We start from the raw sequence: 17,619 nt of genomic DNA on the forward strand, positions 1-17,619 counted from the left end.
GGCATCTATCGACAAGTCTGATTTGCAAGAAGGCTGCCGTTGGCAGCCTTCTTTTTTGCGCCAAGACCGCAGCGTGCAGATGCTGGCACCGATTACCTGGCAGTCGGAGTCGATCTGGATATGTCGCGCCAGGGCCGGACAGGTGCGGTGGATTGCGCAGGTCGAAACGCGCTGATTCGATGACCTGCCGACCTGCTGCTACCAGAGGTTAATGATGGGAATGCCCATGCGCATGCCTGTGCCCATGGTGCGCGTCATGGCCAGCGTCTGCAGCCGGCTTTGGTGTGCCGCAGGGTTCAGTGCCGCAGTGGCCGCTTTCCACCTGCAAGGTGACGTGGGCGATGTCGAAGCGGTCGTGCAACAGGGCGCCGAGCGCATCACGCAGGCGGTCGCGGTCGGTGGCCTCATTGACCACCACGTGCGCTGTGAGCGCGGGCGTGCTGGAGGCCAGCGCCCAGACGTGTAGGTCATGCACGTCTTCGACGCCGGGATGGCTGGTGAGTGCCTGCTGCACCTGGGCCAGGTCGATCCCCTTGGGCACGCCTTCGAGCAACACGTTGATCGCCTCGCGCAGCAACACCCAGGTGCGCGGCAATACCCACAGGCCGATCAGCACGGCCAGCACCGGGTCGATCCATTGCCAGCCGGTCCAGCGGATCAGCAGGGCACCGATGATCACTGCCACCGAGCCGAGCATGTCGCTCCAGACCTCCAGATAGGCACCCTTGACGTTAAGGCTTTCGCCGCTGCCGGCGTGCAGCAGCTTCATGGCGACCAGATTGATCACCAGGCCGAAGCCGGCGATCAGCAGCATGCCGCTGTACGCGATGTCCTGCGGAGCGCGGAAGCGTTGCGCGGCCTCCCACAGGATGTAGCCACCCACTACGAACAACAGCGCGCCATTGGCCAGTGCGCCGAGCGCTTCGAGCCGCACATAGCCATAGGTGCGACGCGCGTCGGCCGGACGACGGCTCAGGCGCACCGCGACCAGCGCGATCATCAGGCCGACGGTGTCGGTGGCCATATGCGCAGCGTCGGACAGCAGCGCCAGGCTGTTGGTCACGAATGCGCCGATGATCTCTGCCAGCAGGAAGGTGGCGGTCAACCCCAGTGCCCACCACAAGGGGGCTTCGTGACGGATTTCGCTGGGTGCGTGGTTGTGGTCGTGTCCCATGGGTGTCGTGGCCTGCTGCAATGCGCGCACCTTAGGCGCACGCGATGGCGGAGACTATTACACCTGCGCGTAATGACATCACATCACGCGAGCCGTGCGGCGGGCCGCACAAGGCGCAGTGGTTGCGCTATTTGCGGGGCGAAAGAAGTCACGCTCTGGAAGCACGCCCCCTCGCACCGCCAATCCAATACTCTGCGGCGCGAGCGGATCGCCCGTTATATCTTGGCGACCAGCTTGACCACGCTGGAAAAATCCAGCGCCCCATTGCCTGCCTGGCTGTTCATCGCATACAGGTTGCGCGCCAGCTCACCGAGCGGAATCGAGACGCCGGCCTGCACCGCCGATTCGGCAACCAGGCCCAGATCCTTGAGCATCAGGTCGTTGCCGAAGCCGCCGCTATACCCACGCGACGCCGGCGCATTGGGCAGCACGCCGGGCCACGGGTTGCACACCTCGGTAGCCCAACTGCGGCCGGTACTGACCGCCATCATCTGCGACAGCACCACAGGGTCCAGGCCCTGCGCGACGCCGAGCGCCAGCGCTTCACCGGTGGCGGCCATGATCACGCCCAGGGCCATGTTGTTGCATAGCTTGGCGACCTGCCCTGCCCCGTTGTCGCCGACATGGAAGATGTTCTTGCCCATGGCCTGCAGCACCGGGCGGGCGCGCTCCAGCGCATCGGCAGCGCCGCCGACGATGAAGGTCAGCGTGCCGGCTGCAGCCCCGGCCGTGCCACCGGAGACCGGGGCGTCGAGCATCGTCAGGCCACGCGCCTTGGCCGCATCGGCCACCCTGCGCGCAGACACCGGCGCGATGGTGCTGCAGTCGATGACTAGGGCGCCATCCGGGATCTGCGCCAGGATGCCGGATTCGCCCAGGTACACACCTTCGACGTGGCGGCTTGCAGGCAGCATCGAGATCACGACCTCGGCATCGGCCAGCGTGTCCTGCGCGGAGCTGGCAGCATGCGCACCAGCCGCCGAGGCAGCCTCCAGGGCGGCCGGTGCGAGATCGAATACCCGCAGCTGATGCCCGGCCTTGATCAGATTGGCAGCCATTGGCCCGCCCATATTGCCCAGGCCGATAAAAGCGATCTTGCTCATGGTGTCGGTTTCCAAAATAGGACCATCTTCAACAGATGGCCGGGATCATCGCGGATTGCGCGCGCGGAGCCACCGCCGGTTTTCAGCTGCGATGACGCAGGTCAGAGATGGCAACCGCACTGCAATCCGGCGTGAGCCGAACGCGCTTCGCAAGTTGCCAGCCACTCACTGCACACCCAGCTCGCCTGCCCCCAGATCGGCAAGCGGATGCGATGTAGGCGACCAGGGCGCAACAAAGAAGGCTGCGGCCCACTGCGCATCGGCTGCTTCCAGCGACGCCGGTTGCCAGTGCGGTTGACGATCCTTGTCGATCAACAGCGCGCGGATGCCTTCGGCAAAATCGCCGTGCGCCGCCGCATGCAATGCGACCACGTATTCGGTACGGAAGGTGTCGGCCAGCGTCGTGGTGCCCGCATGGCGATGCAGCTCCCAGGCAAGGCGTGCCGAGCCCGGAGCACCCGCGGCCAAGGTGGCACGTGCAGCCTGCAGCCAGCCGTCTTCGCTTTGCAGCGCCAGGATCGCAGCGACAACGTGCTCCAGTGATTCGCCGGCCACCAACTGTTCGATCAACTGTGCGTGGACTTGTAGCGGGCCCGGCTCGGTCGGTTGCGCGATGCCATGCAGAAATGCACTGAGCTGGGTGCGGTCGTTGTCCGCATTGCCTGTCCATGCGTGCGCGCTCAGCGCATCCAGCACTGCTGCGTACTGCGCATGCTCCAGGCGCACATCTGCCAGCCCCGCGTAAATGGCATCACTGGCATCCAGCGGCGCGCCAGTCAGCGCCAGAAACAGGCCGGCCCCCTGGGGCACGCGGCGTAACAGCCAGCTGCCACCCACATCGGGAAACAGCCCCACGCTGATCTCCGGCATGGCAAGTCGCGAGCGTTCGGTGACCACGCGATGGCTGGCGCCGGACATCAAGCCGATGCCACCGCCCATCACGATGCCGTGGCCCCAGCACAGCAGTGGCTTCGGATAGGTATGGATGCGGTAGTCGAGCCGGTATTCCTCTTCGAAAAATGCGGCCGCATGCGCGTTGGCCTGCGGCGCTGCGCGTCGCGTTGCACTGTCGGGCACTGCATCGCGGTGCGCACGCATGCTCTGGTACAGGCCATGCAGATCGCCACCAGCACAGAACGCTTTTTCGCCGGCGCCACGCAACACCACGCACGCGATCTGCGCGTCGTCGGCCCACGCGCGCAACTGCGTCTCCAGTTGCCGGGTCATCTGCAGCGACAGGCCGTTGAGCGTCTTGGGCGCATTCAAGGTGGCAATGCCGATGCGATGCCCATCGGCACACGCACGCTGCTCGAACAGCACCGGTGCCTCGTCGGTTGCGCTGACCTGCACCATCAGCGGTGACTCCACTGGGGCGCGCGCTTGTCCAGAAACGCAGCCACACCTTCGGCCTGATCGGCGTGCTCGAACAGATCGACGAAGGCTTCGCGCTCGGCAATCAACGCCGCTGCGTGGGTGCCATGGCGCGTGGACTGCACCAGCTGCTTGCACGCCGCCACACTGACCGGGCTCTGCTTGCCGGCGCGCTGCGCCCAGGCAATCGCCAGCGCGCGCGACTCGCCCTTGCCGACCACCTCTTCCACCAGGCCGATGCGCTGCGCGGTTGCCGCATCGATACGTTCGCCCAACAGGATCATGCGCTTGGCCCAGCCCTCGCCCACCAGACGCGGCAGGTTCTGGGTGCCACCGGCACACGGCAGCAAGCCAACGCTGGCTTCGGGCAACGCGAGCTGTGCATGCTGCTCGGCAATGCGCAGATCGCAAGCCAATGCGCACTCCAGCCCGCCGCCCATCGCATAGCCGTTGATGGCGGCAATCGACACGCCGCGGAACGCACTCAAGGCTTCGAATGCTTCGCCGAACCGGCGCGCGGCCTGGCGTGCATTGGCCTTGTCGCCATCGGCGAACTGCTTGAGATCGGCCCCGGCGCTGAAGAACTTCTCGCCTTCGCCGGTGATCACCAGCGCATAGATGCTGCGGTCGGCATCCAGTGCGCGCACCAGGTCGCGCAGGGCCGCCAGGCTGTGCACGGTCCAGGTGTTGGCCGGTGGGTTGCTCAAGGTCACGATGGCCACGTGCCCATCGCGCTCGACCTGCAGACCGGTATGGAGACGTCCTTCCCAATCGCTCATCGCAATTCCTCCTCGCCATTGAGCAGGTGACGCGCCACGATCATGCGCATCACCTCGTTGGTGCCTTCCAGAATGCGGTGCACGCGGCTATCGCGCAGCAAACGCTCGATCGGGTATTCGCGGATATAGCCGTAGCCGCCATGGATCTGCAAGGCATCGTCGCAGATGGCAAAGCCGGCATCGGTGGCGAAGCGCTTAGCCATCGCACACCACACGGTGGCGTCGTGGCTGCCGGCATCGAGCTTGCGCGCGGCGGTGTGCACCATCTGCCGCGCGGCCACCAGCTGCGTGGCCATGTCGGCCAACTTGAACTGCAATGCCTGGAAATCGGCCAGTTTCTTGCCGAACTGGCGCCGCTCGCCCATGTAGCGACGTGCGGCATCCAGCGCGCCTTGCGCGGCGCCCAACGAACATGCGGCGATATTGATGCGGCCACCATCCAGCGCCTTCATCGCCATCTTGAAACCTTCGCCTTCCCTGCCCAGCAGGTTCTCGGCCGGAATACGCACGTTTTCGAAGCTCACACCGCGCGTCGGCTGGCTGTTCCAGCCCATTTTCTCTTCCTTGCGACCGTAGCTGATGCCAGGCGCATCGGCCGGCACCACGAAGGCGCTGATGCCACGCGCACCGTCTTCGCCGGTGCGTGCCATCACCACCAGCACGTTGGTTGCGCCAGCGCCGGAAATGAAGGCTTTGCTGCCATTGAGCACATAGCTGTCGCCGTCGCGCTGGGCGCGCGATTTCAGCGATGCCGCATCCGAGCCGCTGCCCGGTTCGGTCAGGCAGTACGAGCCCAGCTTGGCGCCGCTGGTCATCGCCTGGCCCCACTGCGCGCGCACCGTCTCGGTGCCGTAGCTGGCGATCAACCAGGTGGCCATGTTGTGGATGCTGATGAACGCCGAGGTGGATGGATCCACCGTGGCCAGTTCTTCGAACACCACTGCGGCATCGAGGCGGCGCATGCCCAGGCCGCCCACGCCTTCGTCGGTGTAGAGACCGCAAAAGCCGAGCTCGGCGGCCTTGGCGATGGCCTCGCGCGGGAAGTGACCTTCTGCGTCCCACTGCGCTGCATGCGGGGCGAGTTCCTTGTCGGCGAAGTCGCGCGCGGCAGCGCGGAAGGCTTCCTGCTCATCGTTCAAATCGGCCGCGTTGGGGTGGAGCTGGATGGCTGCATTCATGGCGATCGGGTCACTTGAGGGAGATGGTGGTGTTGACGCCATGGGCCAGCGTCTGATCGTCGAACCAGCGCGCGGTCACGGTCTTGGTCTGGGTGTAGAACATCACCACCTGCTTGCCGTACGGGCCCAGGTCGCCGAGCTTGGAAGCGCGCGAGCCGGTGAAGGAAAACAATGGCACAGGCACCGGAATCGGCACGTTGATGCCGACCTGGCCCACATCGATGTCTTCCTGGAAACGCCGCGCAGCCGCGCCGGATTGGGTGAACAGCGCCGTGCCGTTACCGTTGGGGTTGGCGTTGACCAAGGCGATGGCCTCGTCCAGCGTGGCGGCTTCCAGAATCACCAGCACCGGCCCGAAGATCTCTTCGTCGTAGATCCGCATGCCGGGTTTGACGCCGGAAAAGATGGTCGGGCCAACAAAGTTGCCCTGCTCGAAACCCGGCACCAGTGGCGCGCGGCCATCCAGTTCCAGGGTGGCGCCCTGCTCCACGCCGGAGGCGATCAAGCCTTCCACCCGCTCGCGTGCGGCGCAGGAAATCAGCGGACCGACCTCGGTGCCCGGCGCGTTGCCGGCGCCGATCTTCAAACTCTTGGCCTTGGCCACCAACTCTGGAATCCAGGTACGGGCGTCACCGACCAAGACCAGCGTGGAGGCGGCCATGCAGCGCTGCCCGGCGGCGCCGAACGCGGCACCGACCATCGCATTGAGCGTCTGCTCGCGGTTGGCGTCGGGCAGCACCACGGCGTGATTCTTGGCGCCCATCATGCATTGCACGCGTTTGCCGGCCAGCGAGGCACGTCGATAAACGTGCGTGCCCACCTTGGTGGAACCGACAAACGACAACGCCTTGATGTCGGGGTGATCGCACAGCGCATTGACCACTTCCTCGCCGCCATGCACGACGTTGAGCACGCCCTTGGGAATGCCGGCTTCCAGCGCAAGTTCCACCAGCCGCATGGTCACCATCGGGTCTTGCTCGGAGGGCTTGAGCACGAAGGTGTTGCCGGTCGCAATCGCCATCGGAAACATCCACAGCGGGATCATGGCCGGGAAGTTGAACGGGGTGATGCCCGCGCACACGCCCAACGGCTGCAGCAGGCTGTAAGTGTCCACGCCGTTGGCGACGTTGTTGGCCAGCTCGCCCAGTTGCAGGTTGCCGATCGCCGCGGCGTGCTCCACCACTTCCAGGCCACGGAACACATCGCCTTCGGCATCGGCCAGGGTCTTGCCCTGCTCGGCGCTGAGCAGCGCAGCCAGTTCGGGCATGTTTTCCCGAATCAGCTGCTGGTATTTGAGAAAAATACGCGCCCGGGTGCCAATTGGCGTCTTGCGCCAGGTCACGAAGGCGCGGCTGGCCGCCGCCACTGCGGCATCCACTTCGGCAGTGGTGGCGAACGGCACCTGGGCCAGCACCGATTGGTCGGCCGGGTTGACCACGTCCTGCCACTGCGTGCTGGCGGACACCACCAACTCGCCATCGATCAGCAGGGAGACGCGGGGGACGGATTGGCTCATTGCAGGGCTCGCTTGTTGAGAAGGACATCGGGCCATTGCAGGCCAATACTTCGCATTGTTTGCATCGACACCCTCCATTCCCAGCCCGCTATTGCTTAATCGCGCTAAGCTGACGACACAATTTTGCGAATCTTGCGAATGCCCCAGTCGCACGCTCAACTCCGCCACCAGCTTGGGCTGCGCCTGCAGCGGCTGCGCCAGCGCCATGGCCTGACCCAGGCCGAGCTGGCGCGCCGGCTCGAGCTGTCGCCGAGCTATCTCAACCAGATCGAGCGCAATCAGCGCCCGCTCACCCTGGCCATCCAGCAGCGGCTCAAGAGCGCGCTGGGCGACCTGGACGGCCTGCTGGACCTGGACGACCCGGCCGCACTGGTCGAGCCGCTGGACGCATCGCTGCGCAGCCTGGGCCATACGCTGTTGCCGGCCGAGCTGCGTGCGCTGACCGGCAATCTGCCGCAGGTAGCGCAGGCGCTGCTGGACCTGCACCGCGCCCATCAGCATCTGCTCGAACGCAACGCGGCGCTGGAACTGCAGATCGGGGTCGAGCACGCGGCAATCCCATCGCTATCGCCCGGCGAGCAGGTACGCGACTATTTCAACCGCGCGCACAACTATCTGCCGGAACTGGACGAGCGCGCCGAAGCGCTTTACGCCGAACTTGGGTTGACCCCGGAAAATCTGCCGCTGCGGCTGCGCCAACGCCTCGCTGATCGCCACGGCCTGCTGGTGCAGGACGCTCCCGACCTGCACAGCGACAAACGCAGCATGGATGCGCAGGCGCGTGTGCTGTGGCTGCCGGCGCACTTGCGGCCGGGCCAGCAGGCATTCCAGATGGCCGCACAGCTGGCCTTGCTGGAATGCGCGCCGCTGCTGGACGCGCGCATTGCCGATGCCGGTTTCGAGGACGCCGAGCGCATCGCGCTGTCGCGGATTGGCCTGTCGAACTATTTCGCCGGCGCGCTGGTGATGCCCTACAGCGCGTTCCTGCACAGCGCGCAAACCTCGCGCTACGACATCGAATGGCTGGCCGACCGCTTCGACGTGGGCTTCGAAGCGGTGTGTCACCGGCTCAGCACCTTGCAGCGGCGCGGGGCAGCCGGTTTGCCGATCTTCTTCCTGCGGGTGGACCGCGCCGGCAATGTCTCCAAGCGCCACTCGGCCACCGATTTCCATTTCTCGCATGTCGGCGGCGCCTGCCCGCTGTGGATCGTGTACGAGGCGTTCAACCAGCCTGACCGCATCCTCACCCAGATCGCGCGCATGCCCGACGGCCGGCGCTATTTCTGGCTGGCCCGCCAGGTCAGCAGCGGTCCGCCCGGGTATGGCCGCCCGCGCAAGACCTTTGCCCTGGCAATGGGCTGCGACCTGCGCCACGCCGATCAGTTGGTGTATGCGCGGGGTTGGGATCTGAACGCGGTCGACGATGCGGTACCGATCGGCCCGGGCTGCCTGACCTGCGAACGCAGCGACTGCGTGCAGCGCGCGTTTCCTGCGCTGCCGCGCCTGCCGGCACGCGCGCGTTAGCGAGTTGGCGGAAGTGGATCTGGTTGTCGGACGTAGCCGTGCGTCGCCCGCGATCGCAACGACAGACACACTGCACCTGGGCTGATTGCATTGGCCACTCTGGCGCTCCCGCCGCGTGCACAAGCGGCAACAGCCTTGGGCAATCGCATCAGTCCACGTCAGCCAAGCACCCGCCCCGATGCCAACGCCTCTGCCGCATCACCGCCTTAGCTTCAGGGGCCAAGCAAGCGCGAGTGCCGCAGCGCAGCATTCCAAGCCGAGATAGCTGCCGCAAAATGCTTCATTGGAATGGAATGGCTTGCGCTTCTACCCTGAAGCGGACACATGCAAGACAGGGGGGACGCCAGCGCGCCGCAGCGCGCGTGCGGCGTCACGCACCGAACGACCAACAGCGATCACGCAGCACAGCACCACTGGCCACACCCGCGCAGATGCGCCCGCCCCGCTCCATGCGGCTGGCCGCACCCGCAGCTACCACCGTATTCGGTCACTTTGTCCTGGGAGGGATCAACCGATGCCTGTTCACCATACCGGCCACCCGGCCAGTCGGCGCCTGCGCCGCACGCCCGTTCGCGCCATCCTGTGCACCACCATCGCTTGCGTGCTGGCCACCGCGTTCGGCGCGCATGCACAGGACACTGCACCCGCCGCGCCGCCGGCCAACGACACCAGCAGCGCCGCCAGCAATGGCCAGGCGCCGGTCACGTTGGACAACATCACCGTGATCGGCCAGCGCGCCAGCCTGAATCAGGCGGTGCAAGCCAAGCAGATGTCCGATCATGTCGTGGAAGTGATTTCCGCAGACAACATGGGCCAGATGCCCAACGTCACCGTGGCCGAGGCGCTGGTGCGGCTGCCCGGCGTCAATGGCACCCGCGACCGCGGCAACGAGAGCCTGGCCACCGTGCGCGGGCTGGGCCCGCGCATGACCATGGGCACCGTCAACGGGCGCGAAATCGCCTCGTCCGAGCCCAACCGCGCAGTGCGTTGGGAGGTGTTCCCCACCGAGATCGTTTCCACCGTCAAGGTCTACAAGACCCAGTCGGCGGATCTGGTCGCCGGCGGTCTTGCCGCCACCGTGGACATTTCCACCATCAGCCCGCTCGACTACACCGGTCCGGGATTCGTCGGCACCGCCGGCCCGGTGTTCTACGACCACGCCAAGGATGTGGACGGCTACAGCCCGTGGGGCAGCCGCTTCGGCGCCAGCTGGGTGCACAAGCTCAACGACAACCTGGCGGTCGCCTTCGGCGCCACGTACCAAAAGCAGAAGAACGCCAGCTCGTCGATCGGCAGCTGGGGCTATACCGATGCCACCACCTCCCGCGATGTGGATGGCGATGGCACCGTGGACCCGACCCCGTGGGGCGCGGCCGACCAGCTCAAGCTGATCGACCAGACCCGCACTGGCGCGATGGGCACCGTGCAGTGGCGCTCGGGCAATGTCGAATTGAAGTTCGACGGCCTGTATTCGCGCATCGAAATCGACGAAGACCAATTGCAGAACTGGTTCAACGGGCTGGCCTTCAGCACCTTCTCCGGCAGCACCAATCCATACACCACGCCGGGCTCGTCCTACACCATCGTCGATGGCGATGTGGTGGCCGGCACGCTGGCCAATTCGAACCTGCAGGTCGACCATGTGGTCAGCCACTACAACGAGGTCAAGACACTCACCGCCGGCGGTTTGAACGCCAAGTGGAGCGGCGATGTATGGACCTTGGGCAGCGACCTGTCGTTCTCGCAGGCCAAGCGCGACAACACCTGGCAGGCGGTGCGTTTCGGCAGCAACCCGGACACCATCTCGTTCGATTTCCGTCGCAGCGTCACCCCCACCATCAGCACCAGCTCGGACACGCCCGAATACGGCATTGCCGGGCAGACCGAGCCGCAGGCGCTGCGCGACAAGATCGCTGCGCTGGCACTCAACGCCAGCCGCGCCGTGGATGCCGGCCCGTTCACGTCGCTGGAACTGGGCGCACGCGCCGCGCGTCGCGAAAAACAGAACCGTCGCTTTCTCAGCAACCAGTCCGGCTACGATCAGCCGATCTCGGCGTATCAGGACCTGATCTACCCGGTCACCATGCCCGACTTGAACGTGCCTACGCTGACCGGCGGCAACATGGCCGAGATCGCACGCATCGGCTTTGGCGGGTTCGATCCGAGCACGCTCGACGAACAACTGCTCGACCATTGGAACGTCAAGGAAGACGTGCGCGAAGCCTTCGCCAAGGCGGTCTTCAGCTCGCAGCTGTTCGGCACCGATGTCACCGGCAATGTCGGCGTGCGCCTGGTCAACACCAGGACCACCAGCGAGGGTTTCGATTCGGTCGGCAGCACCATCCAGCCCAGCACCGGCAGCAAGGAATACACCGACGTGCTGCCCAGTGCCACGCTCAATTTCCTGATCGACGACCAGCGCATCCTGCGCTTTGCGGTGGCCAAGGTCATCGCGCGTCCGCCGCTGGACGAACTGCGCACCGGCCGCCGTCTGGACGACCCCAGCGTGACCGTTGGCCAGCTCACCGGCAGCGGCGGCAACCCGCAGCTGGACCCGTTCAAGGCCACCCAGGTCGATGTCTCTTACGAGTGGTACTTCCACACCGAAGCGCTCGCCGCCCTGGCGGTGTATCGCAAGGAAGTGGATTCGAGCATCGGCTACCGCACCGACCGCGAAACGATCAACGGCCTGGATTACCTGGTGAGCGCCCCTTTCAATGGCGGTGGCGGCTACATCAATGGCGTGGAGCTCACCTTCCAGACGCCGTTCTACTTCATCCCGCACATGGAAAACTTCGGCGTCTACTCGAACTATTCGCTGGTCGATTCCAACCTCAAGGAATTCTCGCCGGAAGACAACCCGCTGCCGTTGAGCGGGCTGGCACGCAAGACCGGCACCTTCGACCTGTGGTACAGCAACGGCACCTTCGAAGCGCGCGTGGGCTACAAGTACCACAGCCCCTACACGGTGGTGTACGGCTGGAATGCCGCACGGCTGGCGCGCCTGCAGAGCGAAGGCACGGTGGATCTGAGCTTGAACTGGCAGTACAGCAAGCAGCTCGGCTTCCGTTTCCAGGCCAGCAATCTCACCAACGAGCCGTTGCGCGCCTATACCGACAACAAGCCCAACCGGCTGGCCAATCAGGACGATGGCGGCTACCAGGTATTCGGTCGCCGTTACCAGTTGGAAGCAACCTACAAGTTCTAGGCGTCGCTTGATCGGCTGCACATGCTGCTGCGCAGCCGATCTGATTGCACCTGCATAACACCGCAGCTACTAGGTGGAATCCAATCTGCAAGCCACGTTTGGACTCTACACAGCGGCCGTGCAGCAGCACGGCCGCCTGCGGCATGCTGCCACCCGCTCCACGTTGTCTCTGTCGAGGAATTGCATGCGCTCACCACGCCGTCTCTGGACACCCGCGCTCCTTGCGCTGGCCATTTCCACCTTCGCACACGCCGCCCCGGCTCCCGCCACGTTGTATCTCGGCGCGGACCTGTCCTACGTCAACGAGATGGAAGAATGCGGTGTGCAATACCGCGAGAACGGCGTGGTCAAAGATCCGTTCGAACTGTTCCATGCGCACGGGGCCAATCTGGTGCGCGTACGCTTGTGGAACGATGCGCGCTGGACCCGCTACAGCGACCTGGCGGACGTCAAGAAGACCATTGCACGTGCACGCGCGCAAGGCATGCAGGTGCTGCTGGATCTGCACTACTCCGACGATTGGGCCGACGGCGAAAAGCAATTGATCCCCAAGGCCTGGGCCAGCATCACCGACACCGATGAACTGGCACGCACGCTGTACGGCTTCACCTATGACACACTCAGCGCGCTCGACCGTGCCGGTCTGATGCCCGAGCTCGTGCAAGTGGGCAACGAAAGCAATTCCGACCTGATGGACAGCACGCCCTGGGACAAAAAGCGCCCCATCAACTGGCAGCGCAATGCCAAGCTGTTCAACGCCGGCATCAAGGCGGTGCGCGACATGAGCGTACGCTCGGCGATCAAACCGCGGGTGATGCTGCATATCGCCCAACCGGAAAATGTGGAGCCGTGGTTCGCCGATGCCACCAAGGCCGGCGTCACCGATTTCGATCTGATCGGCATCAGCTACTACCGTAAATGGTCCACGCAATCGATGGCCGAGCTGGGCAAGACCATCAGGCGTTTGCGCGGCCGCTACGATGCCGATGTGGTGGTAGTGGAAACCGCGTACCCGTGGACGCTGGACTCCGGCGACACCTCGCACAATCTGCTCGGCGAGGATTCGCTGATTTCCGGCTACCCGGCCACGCCGCAAGGCCAGGCGCGCTACATGGTAGACCTCACCCAACTGGTCATCGATACCGGCGGCGCCGGCGTGGTGTATTGGGAGCCGGCATGGACCAGCAGCCATTGCAAAACGCGTTGGGGCACCGGCTCGTCGTGGGAAAACGCCAGCTTCTTCGACTTCAAGCACGGCAACGAGGTGTTGCCGGCGATCGACTTCATGCGCCACCCGTATACCGGTGTGCCTGCATCGCGTACATCCGACGCGGGCAAGCATGATGCGAGCGCGCCAGAGAGTTCGGTAGATGCCGGCAAAAGGACGCAGCCATGAGTGGTATCAATCGACGCGAGTTGCTGCGCGGCATGCTGGCCAGTGGCGTGAGCGCCGCGTTGCCGGTGGGGGCAGCCGGTGCTTTGGTCTCGGCGGGCACCGCAGCTGCATCGGCTACGCCTAAAAGCAGCGCAACGACAGCAGCGCTAGGCGATGCAGCACTGGCGCTGCGGGAGCGTCTGCTGTTCGACTTCGGTTGGCGCTTCCACCTGGGCCATGCCAGCGATGCCGCGCGCGATTTCGAGTTCGGCACCTTCCAGCGCACCTTCGCCAAGGCCGGCAAGGACACCGCGACCGCCGCGCAACTGGCATTCGACGATAGCGCCTGGCAGCAGGTGGACTTGCCGCACGACTGGGCCGTCGGTTTGCCATTTCGGCAGGAGCCGATCTCGGCCTTCATGACCGAGGAAGACCCGGCCGCTGCACACGGCTACAAGCCGCTGGGCACGAGTTTCCCGCAGAACAGCGTGGGCTGGTACCGGCGCACGCTGCAGATTCCGGCAAGCGATCTGGGCAAGCGCATCAGCCTGGTGTTCGATGGCGTGTTTCGCGAGTGCATCGTGTTCTGCAATGGCCACATCGTCGGCCGTCACGCGAGCGGCTACTGCGGCTTCGAGGTCGACCTCAGCGAAGTGCTCGACTACGGCAAGCCCAACATCATCGCCATCCGCGTGGATGCCACGCTGGGCGAAGGCTGGTTTTACGAAGGCGCCGGCATCTACCGGCATGTGTGGCTACAGAAGACCGACCCCCTCCACATTCCGCAAGACGGTGTGTTCGTACGCGGCAGCGTGCAGGACGGCAACGCCACTGCGCAGCTCTCCACCGAAGTGCGCAACGACGGCACCGCGCCACGCCAGTGCGTGGTGCAGGCGCGCATTGCCGCACCGGATGGACGCACCGTGGCGCAGGCGGCCAGCGCAGCGATCACGGTCGCGCCCGGCCAGGTGCAGGTGGTCGAACAGACCCTGCCGCTCGGGCAGGCGGCGCTGTGGTCGATCGACACCCCGCAGCTCTACAGCCTGACCACCAGCGTGCACAGCGACGGCACCGCGCTCGATGCGCTGGTGACGCCGTTCGGCGTGCGCAGCATCGCCTTCGATGCGCAACGCGGTTTCCTGTTGAACGGCGCACCGCTCAAGCTGCATGGCACCAACAATCACCAGGATCATGCCGGTGTCGGCACCGCTATTCCGGACGCCTTGCACGCCTGGCGCCTGCGCCAGCTCAAGTCGATGGGCTGCAACGCGTATCGCAGCTCGCATAATCCGGCCACGCCGGAATTGCTCGCGCTGTGCGACCGCCTCGGCATGTTGGTGATCGAAGAAACCCGCCGCATGTCGACCGACCCCGAAGCGATGGGCGAACTGGAAACGATGGTGCGGCGTGGCCGCAATCATCCCAGCGTCATCCTGTGGTCGCTCGGCAACGAAGAGCCGCAGCAAGTGACCGAGCGCGGTGCACGCATCGTGACCCGCATGCAACAACGCGTGCGCCAGCTCGACCCCACCCGCCCCACCACCTTCGCGATGGACAAGGGCTTCGGTGATGGCGTGGGCCAGGTGGTGGATGTGGTCGGCTTCAACTACCGCACCAGCCAGATGGATGGCTTCCATGCGCAATATCCTCACATCCCGATCTACGGCAGCGAAACCGGCAGCACCGTGTCAGTGCGCGGCAACTATCAGCGCGACGACCAACGCGGCTATACCCGTGCCTACGACCTGGACCACCCCTGGTGGGCCAGCACCGCCGAAGCCTGGTGGAGCTATGTCGCGCAACGCCCATACATTGCCGGCGGCTTCATCTGGACCGGCTTCGACTATCGCGGCGAGCCCACGCCCTACAACCGCTGGCCGAATGTGGCTTCGCAATTCGGCGTACTCGATAGCTGCGGTTTTCCGAAAGACAACTACTGGTACTACCGCGCGCAGTGGACCAGTGAACCGGTACTGCATCTGTTCCCGCACTGGAACTGGGACGGCTTGCTGCAGCCCGACGACAACGGCCGCATCGCGGTCTGGTGCCACAGCAATCTCGAGGCGGTGGAACTGCTGGTCAACGGCGTCAGCCAGGGCACGCAGCAGGTGCCGGCCTACGGCCATGTCGAATGGCGTGTGCTCTATGCGCCCGGCATGATCGAAGCGCGCGGCTATCGCGGCGGCAAGCTGGTGCTGAGCGAGCGTCGCCAAACCACGGGCAAGCCGGCGGCGATTCGCTTGAGCTGCGATCGCAACACGCTACGTGCCGATGCCGAAGACGTCGCAGTGGTCAAGGTGGAAATCGTCGACGCACAAGGCCGCCTGGTACCGACTGCCGACAACCTGGTGCAGTTCGCGCTGCGCGGACCTGCACGGCTGATTGGGGTCGGCAATGGCGATCCCAGCAGCCACGAAGACGACAAGGCGCCGCGGCGCAAGGCATTCAACGGCCTGTGTGCGGCGCTGCTGCAAACCACGCGCAGCAGCGGCGACATCGTGCTGCAGGCCACCGCGCCTGGCCTGACCGCATCCACGTTGCGCCTGCCTGCCGAGCCCACCCGAGCGCGCGCGTCGGTGGCTTGAAACGCAGTCGCTGCGTACGACAACGGAACGTGCTGCGTTACCTGGGGCCAGTGATGGCCTCGGTAGCGTCGCGATGCCATACGCGAGTCGAAGGCCATCTGTCAGTCTCCCGTAAAATTGATCCAGCCATAACTAGAGGTCTCCAGCACACTAGCCACCAAGGAGACCAACAATGCGCAAGAGCAAGTTCACCGAGAGCCAGATCGTCGCCACGCTGAAACAGGTCGAGGGCGGCCGCCAGGTCAAGGATGTCTGTCGCGAGCTGGGCATTTCCGAGGCGACCTACTACGTCTGGAAGTCCAAGTACGGCGGCATGGAGGCCGCTGACGTGCAACGCCTCCGCGACCTGGAGACCGAGCACAGCAAGCTCAAGCGCATGTACGCCGAGCTCGCGATGGAAAACCATGCATTGAAGGATGTCATCGCAAAAAAGCTGTAGACCCGACGCACAAACGCCCGCTTCTGGCCTGGCTCGTCGAGCGGCATGGCTGGAGCGAGCGCCGGGCCTGTTCAGTAGTTGGCGTGGCTCGCTCGACAGCGCGCTATCGGCGCCGTCCCGATCGCGACGAGGAGGTCATTGCGCTGTTGTCCGAGTTGGCCGAGCGTTTTCCCGAGCGTGGATTTGGAAGCTCTTTCAGATCATCCGCCGTCGCGGACATGTGTGGAATCACAAAAGGGTCTGGCGCGTGTACTGCTTGATGAAACTCAATCAACGACGTCGCAGCAGGCGCCGGGTCCCGACGCGCTATCCAAAGCCGCTGGCATGCGGCGATCGACCCAATGCTGGATGGTCGATCGATTTCATGTCCGATGCGTTATGGGATGGTCGGCGGTTCCGCACGTTCAATGTCATCGACGATTTCAGTCGGGAAGCCTTGGCCATCGATGTGGACCTGAATCTTCCGGCCGCCCGCGTCATCCGCACGTTGGAACGCATCGCAGCCTGGCGCGGCTATCCGAACAAGTTGCGTTTGGACAATGGCCCGGAATTTGTTGCATTGGCCTTGGCCGAGTGGGCTGAGCGCAAGGGTATCGCGTTGGATTTCATCGAGCCGGGGCGTCCGATGCAAAACGGTTTCATCGAACGCTTCAACGGCAGTTATCGGCGTGGCGTATTGGACATGCACATCTTCCGCACGCTAAGCGAGGTCCGCGAACAGACCGAACAGTGGCTCGCCGACTACAACCAACAGATCCCGCACGACAGCCTGGGCGGGCTAACGCCCGTCGAGTTCCGTGATCAACATCAACCGCAGACCTCTAGTTTTAGCTGGCATTGAATTACGGGGAGTCGACACATCCATCGGTGCTGACGGCGATGGCCGAGCAGGTGATCCCAGGTAGAAAGATCGCATGCGGGCGTTGGCCGCTGCCAGAACATCGTCGGCAGTGCTGACCGGTCAGCTCGCGACCGTTCGCGTGATACCGGCAACCTCAGGTCTGTGCACTTCCGGCAGCCGGGTCGCGCGGAAAATAGCGGTTGAGTTTTTCTTCCCACGCGCGAAATTGCTCCAAGGTCTGGGCATCCATCGGACGCGGGTCGTCGGCCAGGGCCTTCTTCTGCGCCACATAGGCGATGCGCTGGGACGACAGTTCATCCCACGCCTTCCTGAGCATGACCGGATCCGGATGCGAGACCAGCATCGCCTCCAGCAGCGTGGCCTGGGCCACGCGCGCGGCCAGCAGATCGCTGAGCGCCTCGGTCACGGCCTGCATCCACTCGTGTTGTTTCTGTTCCATATCCAGCCAACTCGCTTGCGTCATGCGCCGCGCACCATAGCGCCTGATCTGGAACGGCGGCGTGCA

At 64.7% G+C, this 17,619-nt stretch carries 11 protein-coding genes and 1 pseudogene; 5 read left to right on the top strand and 7 right to left on the bottom strand.

What is annotated here, in order from left to right:
* Window positions 1-208 precede the first annotated feature (208 nt).
* The 6 genes from AC1POX_RS15495 to AC1POX_RS15520 form a co-directional block, all read right to left on the bottom strand.
* On the bottom strand, window positions 209-1,174 hold the full coding sequence (locus AC1POX_RS15495) for a cation diffusion facilitator family transporter (protein ID WP_008574302.1): 966 nt from the start codon (window positions 1,172-1,174) through the stop codon (window positions 209-211).
* Window positions 1,175-1,389: 215 nt separating this feature from the next.
* Window positions 1,390-2,292, bottom strand: coding sequence for a 3-hydroxyisobutyrate dehydrogenase (gene mmsB, locus AC1POX_RS15500; protein WP_170811189.1), 903 nt, complete (start codon window positions 2,290-2,292; stop codon window positions 1,390-1,392).
* 150 nt (window positions 2,293-2,442) lie between these two features.
* A complete protein-coding gene (locus tag AC1POX_RS15505) occupies window positions 2,443-3,630 on the bottom strand; it encodes an enoyl-CoA hydratase/isomerase family protein (RefSeq protein ID WP_372356358.1) in 1,188 nt (395 codons plus the stop codon).
* Window positions 3,630-4,427 carry an enoyl-CoA hydratase gene (locus tag AC1POX_RS15510; RefSeq protein WP_218551008.1) on the bottom strand — a complete coding sequence of 266 codons (798 nt, stop codon included), beginning with the start codon at window positions 4,425-4,427 and terminating at the stop codon, window positions 3,630-3,632. The genes AC1POX_RS15505 and AC1POX_RS15510 overlap by 1 nt, the downstream gene beginning before the upstream one ends.
* The gene (locus tag AC1POX_RS15515; RefSeq protein WP_031421777.1) at window positions 4,424-5,605 is read right to left on the bottom strand and encodes an acyl-CoA dehydrogenase family protein; all 1,182 of its coding nucleotides are present in this window, start codon (window positions 5,603-5,605) and stop codon (window positions 4,424-4,426) included. The genes AC1POX_RS15510 and AC1POX_RS15515 overlap by 4 nt, the downstream gene beginning before the upstream one ends.
* Before the next feature lie 10 nt (window positions 5,606-5,615).
* Window positions 5,616-7,121, bottom strand: coding sequence for a CoA-acylating methylmalonate-semialdehyde dehydrogenase (locus AC1POX_RS15520; protein WP_372356359.1), 1,506 nt, complete (start codon window positions 7,119-7,121; stop codon window positions 5,616-5,618).
* 138 nt (window positions 7,122-7,259) lie between these two features.
* On the opposite strand from AC1POX_RS15520, the gene AC1POX_RS15525 reads away from it, so the two are divergent.
* From AC1POX_RS15525 to AC1POX_RS15545, 5 genes and pseudogenes are all read left to right on the top strand, one after another.
* Window positions 7,260-8,645 carry a helix-turn-helix domain-containing protein gene (locus AC1POX_RS15525; protein WP_109290627.1) on the top strand — a complete coding sequence of 462 codons (1,386 nt, stop codon included), beginning with the start codon at window positions 7,260-7,262 and terminating at the stop codon, window positions 8,643-8,645.
* A gap of 514 nt (window positions 8,646-9,159) precedes the next feature.
* Window positions 9,160-11,853, top strand: a complete 2,694-nt coding sequence (locus tag AC1POX_RS15530) for a TonB-dependent receptor (protein WP_372356360.1) — start codon at window positions 9,160-9,162, stop codon at window positions 11,851-11,853.
* Window positions 11,854-12,037: 184 nt separating this feature from the next.
* Window positions 12,038-13,249, top strand: coding sequence for a glycoside hydrolase family 53 protein (locus AC1POX_RS15535; protein WP_127165628.1), 1,212 nt, complete (start codon window positions 12,038-12,040; stop codon window positions 13,247-13,249).
* Window positions 13,246-15,813 (top strand): beta-galactosidase GalA, encoded by a 2,568-nt coding sequence (galA, locus tag AC1POX_RS15540; protein ID WP_277574045.1) that lies wholly within the window; start codon window positions 13,246-13,248, stop codon window positions 15,811-15,813. The genes AC1POX_RS15535 and galA overlap by 4 nt, the downstream gene beginning before the upstream one ends.
* Before the next feature lie 172 nt (window positions 15,814-15,985).
* Window positions 15,986-17,093 (top strand): annotated as a pseudogene (locus tag AC1POX_RS15545) (IS3 family transposase).
* A 154-nt stretch (window positions 17,094-17,247) separates the two neighbouring features.
* On the opposite strand, the gene AC1POX_RS15550 reads toward AC1POX_RS15545, so the two are convergent.
* Window positions 17,248-17,601: a hypothetical protein gene (locus AC1POX_RS15550; protein ID WP_031421772.1), complete on the bottom strand. Its 354-nt coding sequence runs from the start codon at window positions 17,599-17,601 to the stop codon at window positions 17,248-17,250.
* Between the last annotated feature and the right edge of the window lie 18 nt (window positions 17,602-17,619).

This window comes from Xanthomonas sp. NCPPB 3442, from assembly GCF_056725145.1.

Excerpts from the sequence above, each read along its gene's own strand:
- AC1POX_RS15495 (WP_008574302.1), bottom strand. The coding sequence starts at position 1,174 with ATGGGACACGACCACAACCACGCACCCAGCGAAATCCGTCACGAAGCC.
- AC1POX_RS15505 (WP_372356358.1), bottom strand. The coding sequence starts at position 3,630 with ATGGTGCAGGTCAGCGCAACCGACGAGGCACCGGTGCTGTTCGAGCAG.
- AC1POX_RS15510 (WP_218551008.1), bottom strand. The coding sequence starts at position 4,427 with ATGAGCGATTGGGAAGGACGTCTCCATACCGGTCTGCAGGTCGAGCGC.
- AC1POX_RS15515 (WP_031421777.1), bottom strand. The coding sequence starts at position 5,605 with ATGAATGCAGCCATCCAGCTCCACCCCAACGCGGCCGATTTGAACGAT.
- AC1POX_RS15520 (WP_372356359.1), bottom strand. The coding sequence starts at position 7,121 with ATGAGCCAATCCGTCCCCCGCGTCTCCCTGCTGATCGATGGCGAGTTG.
- AC1POX_RS15525 (WP_109290627.1), top strand. The coding sequence starts at position 7,260 with ATGCCCCAGTCGCACGCTCAACTCCGCCACCAGCTTGGGCTGCGCCTG.
- AC1POX_RS15530 (WP_372356360.1), top strand. The coding sequence starts at position 9,160 with ATGCCTGTTCACCATACCGGCCACCCGGCCAGTCGGCGCCTGCGCCGC.
- AC1POX_RS15535 (WP_127165628.1), top strand. The coding sequence starts at position 12,038 with ATGCGCTCACCACGCCGTCTCTGGACACCCGCGCTCCTTGCGCTGGCC.
- galA (WP_277574045.1), top strand. The coding sequence starts at position 13,246 with ATGAGTGGTATCAATCGACGCGAGTTGCTGCGCGGCATGCTGGCCAGT.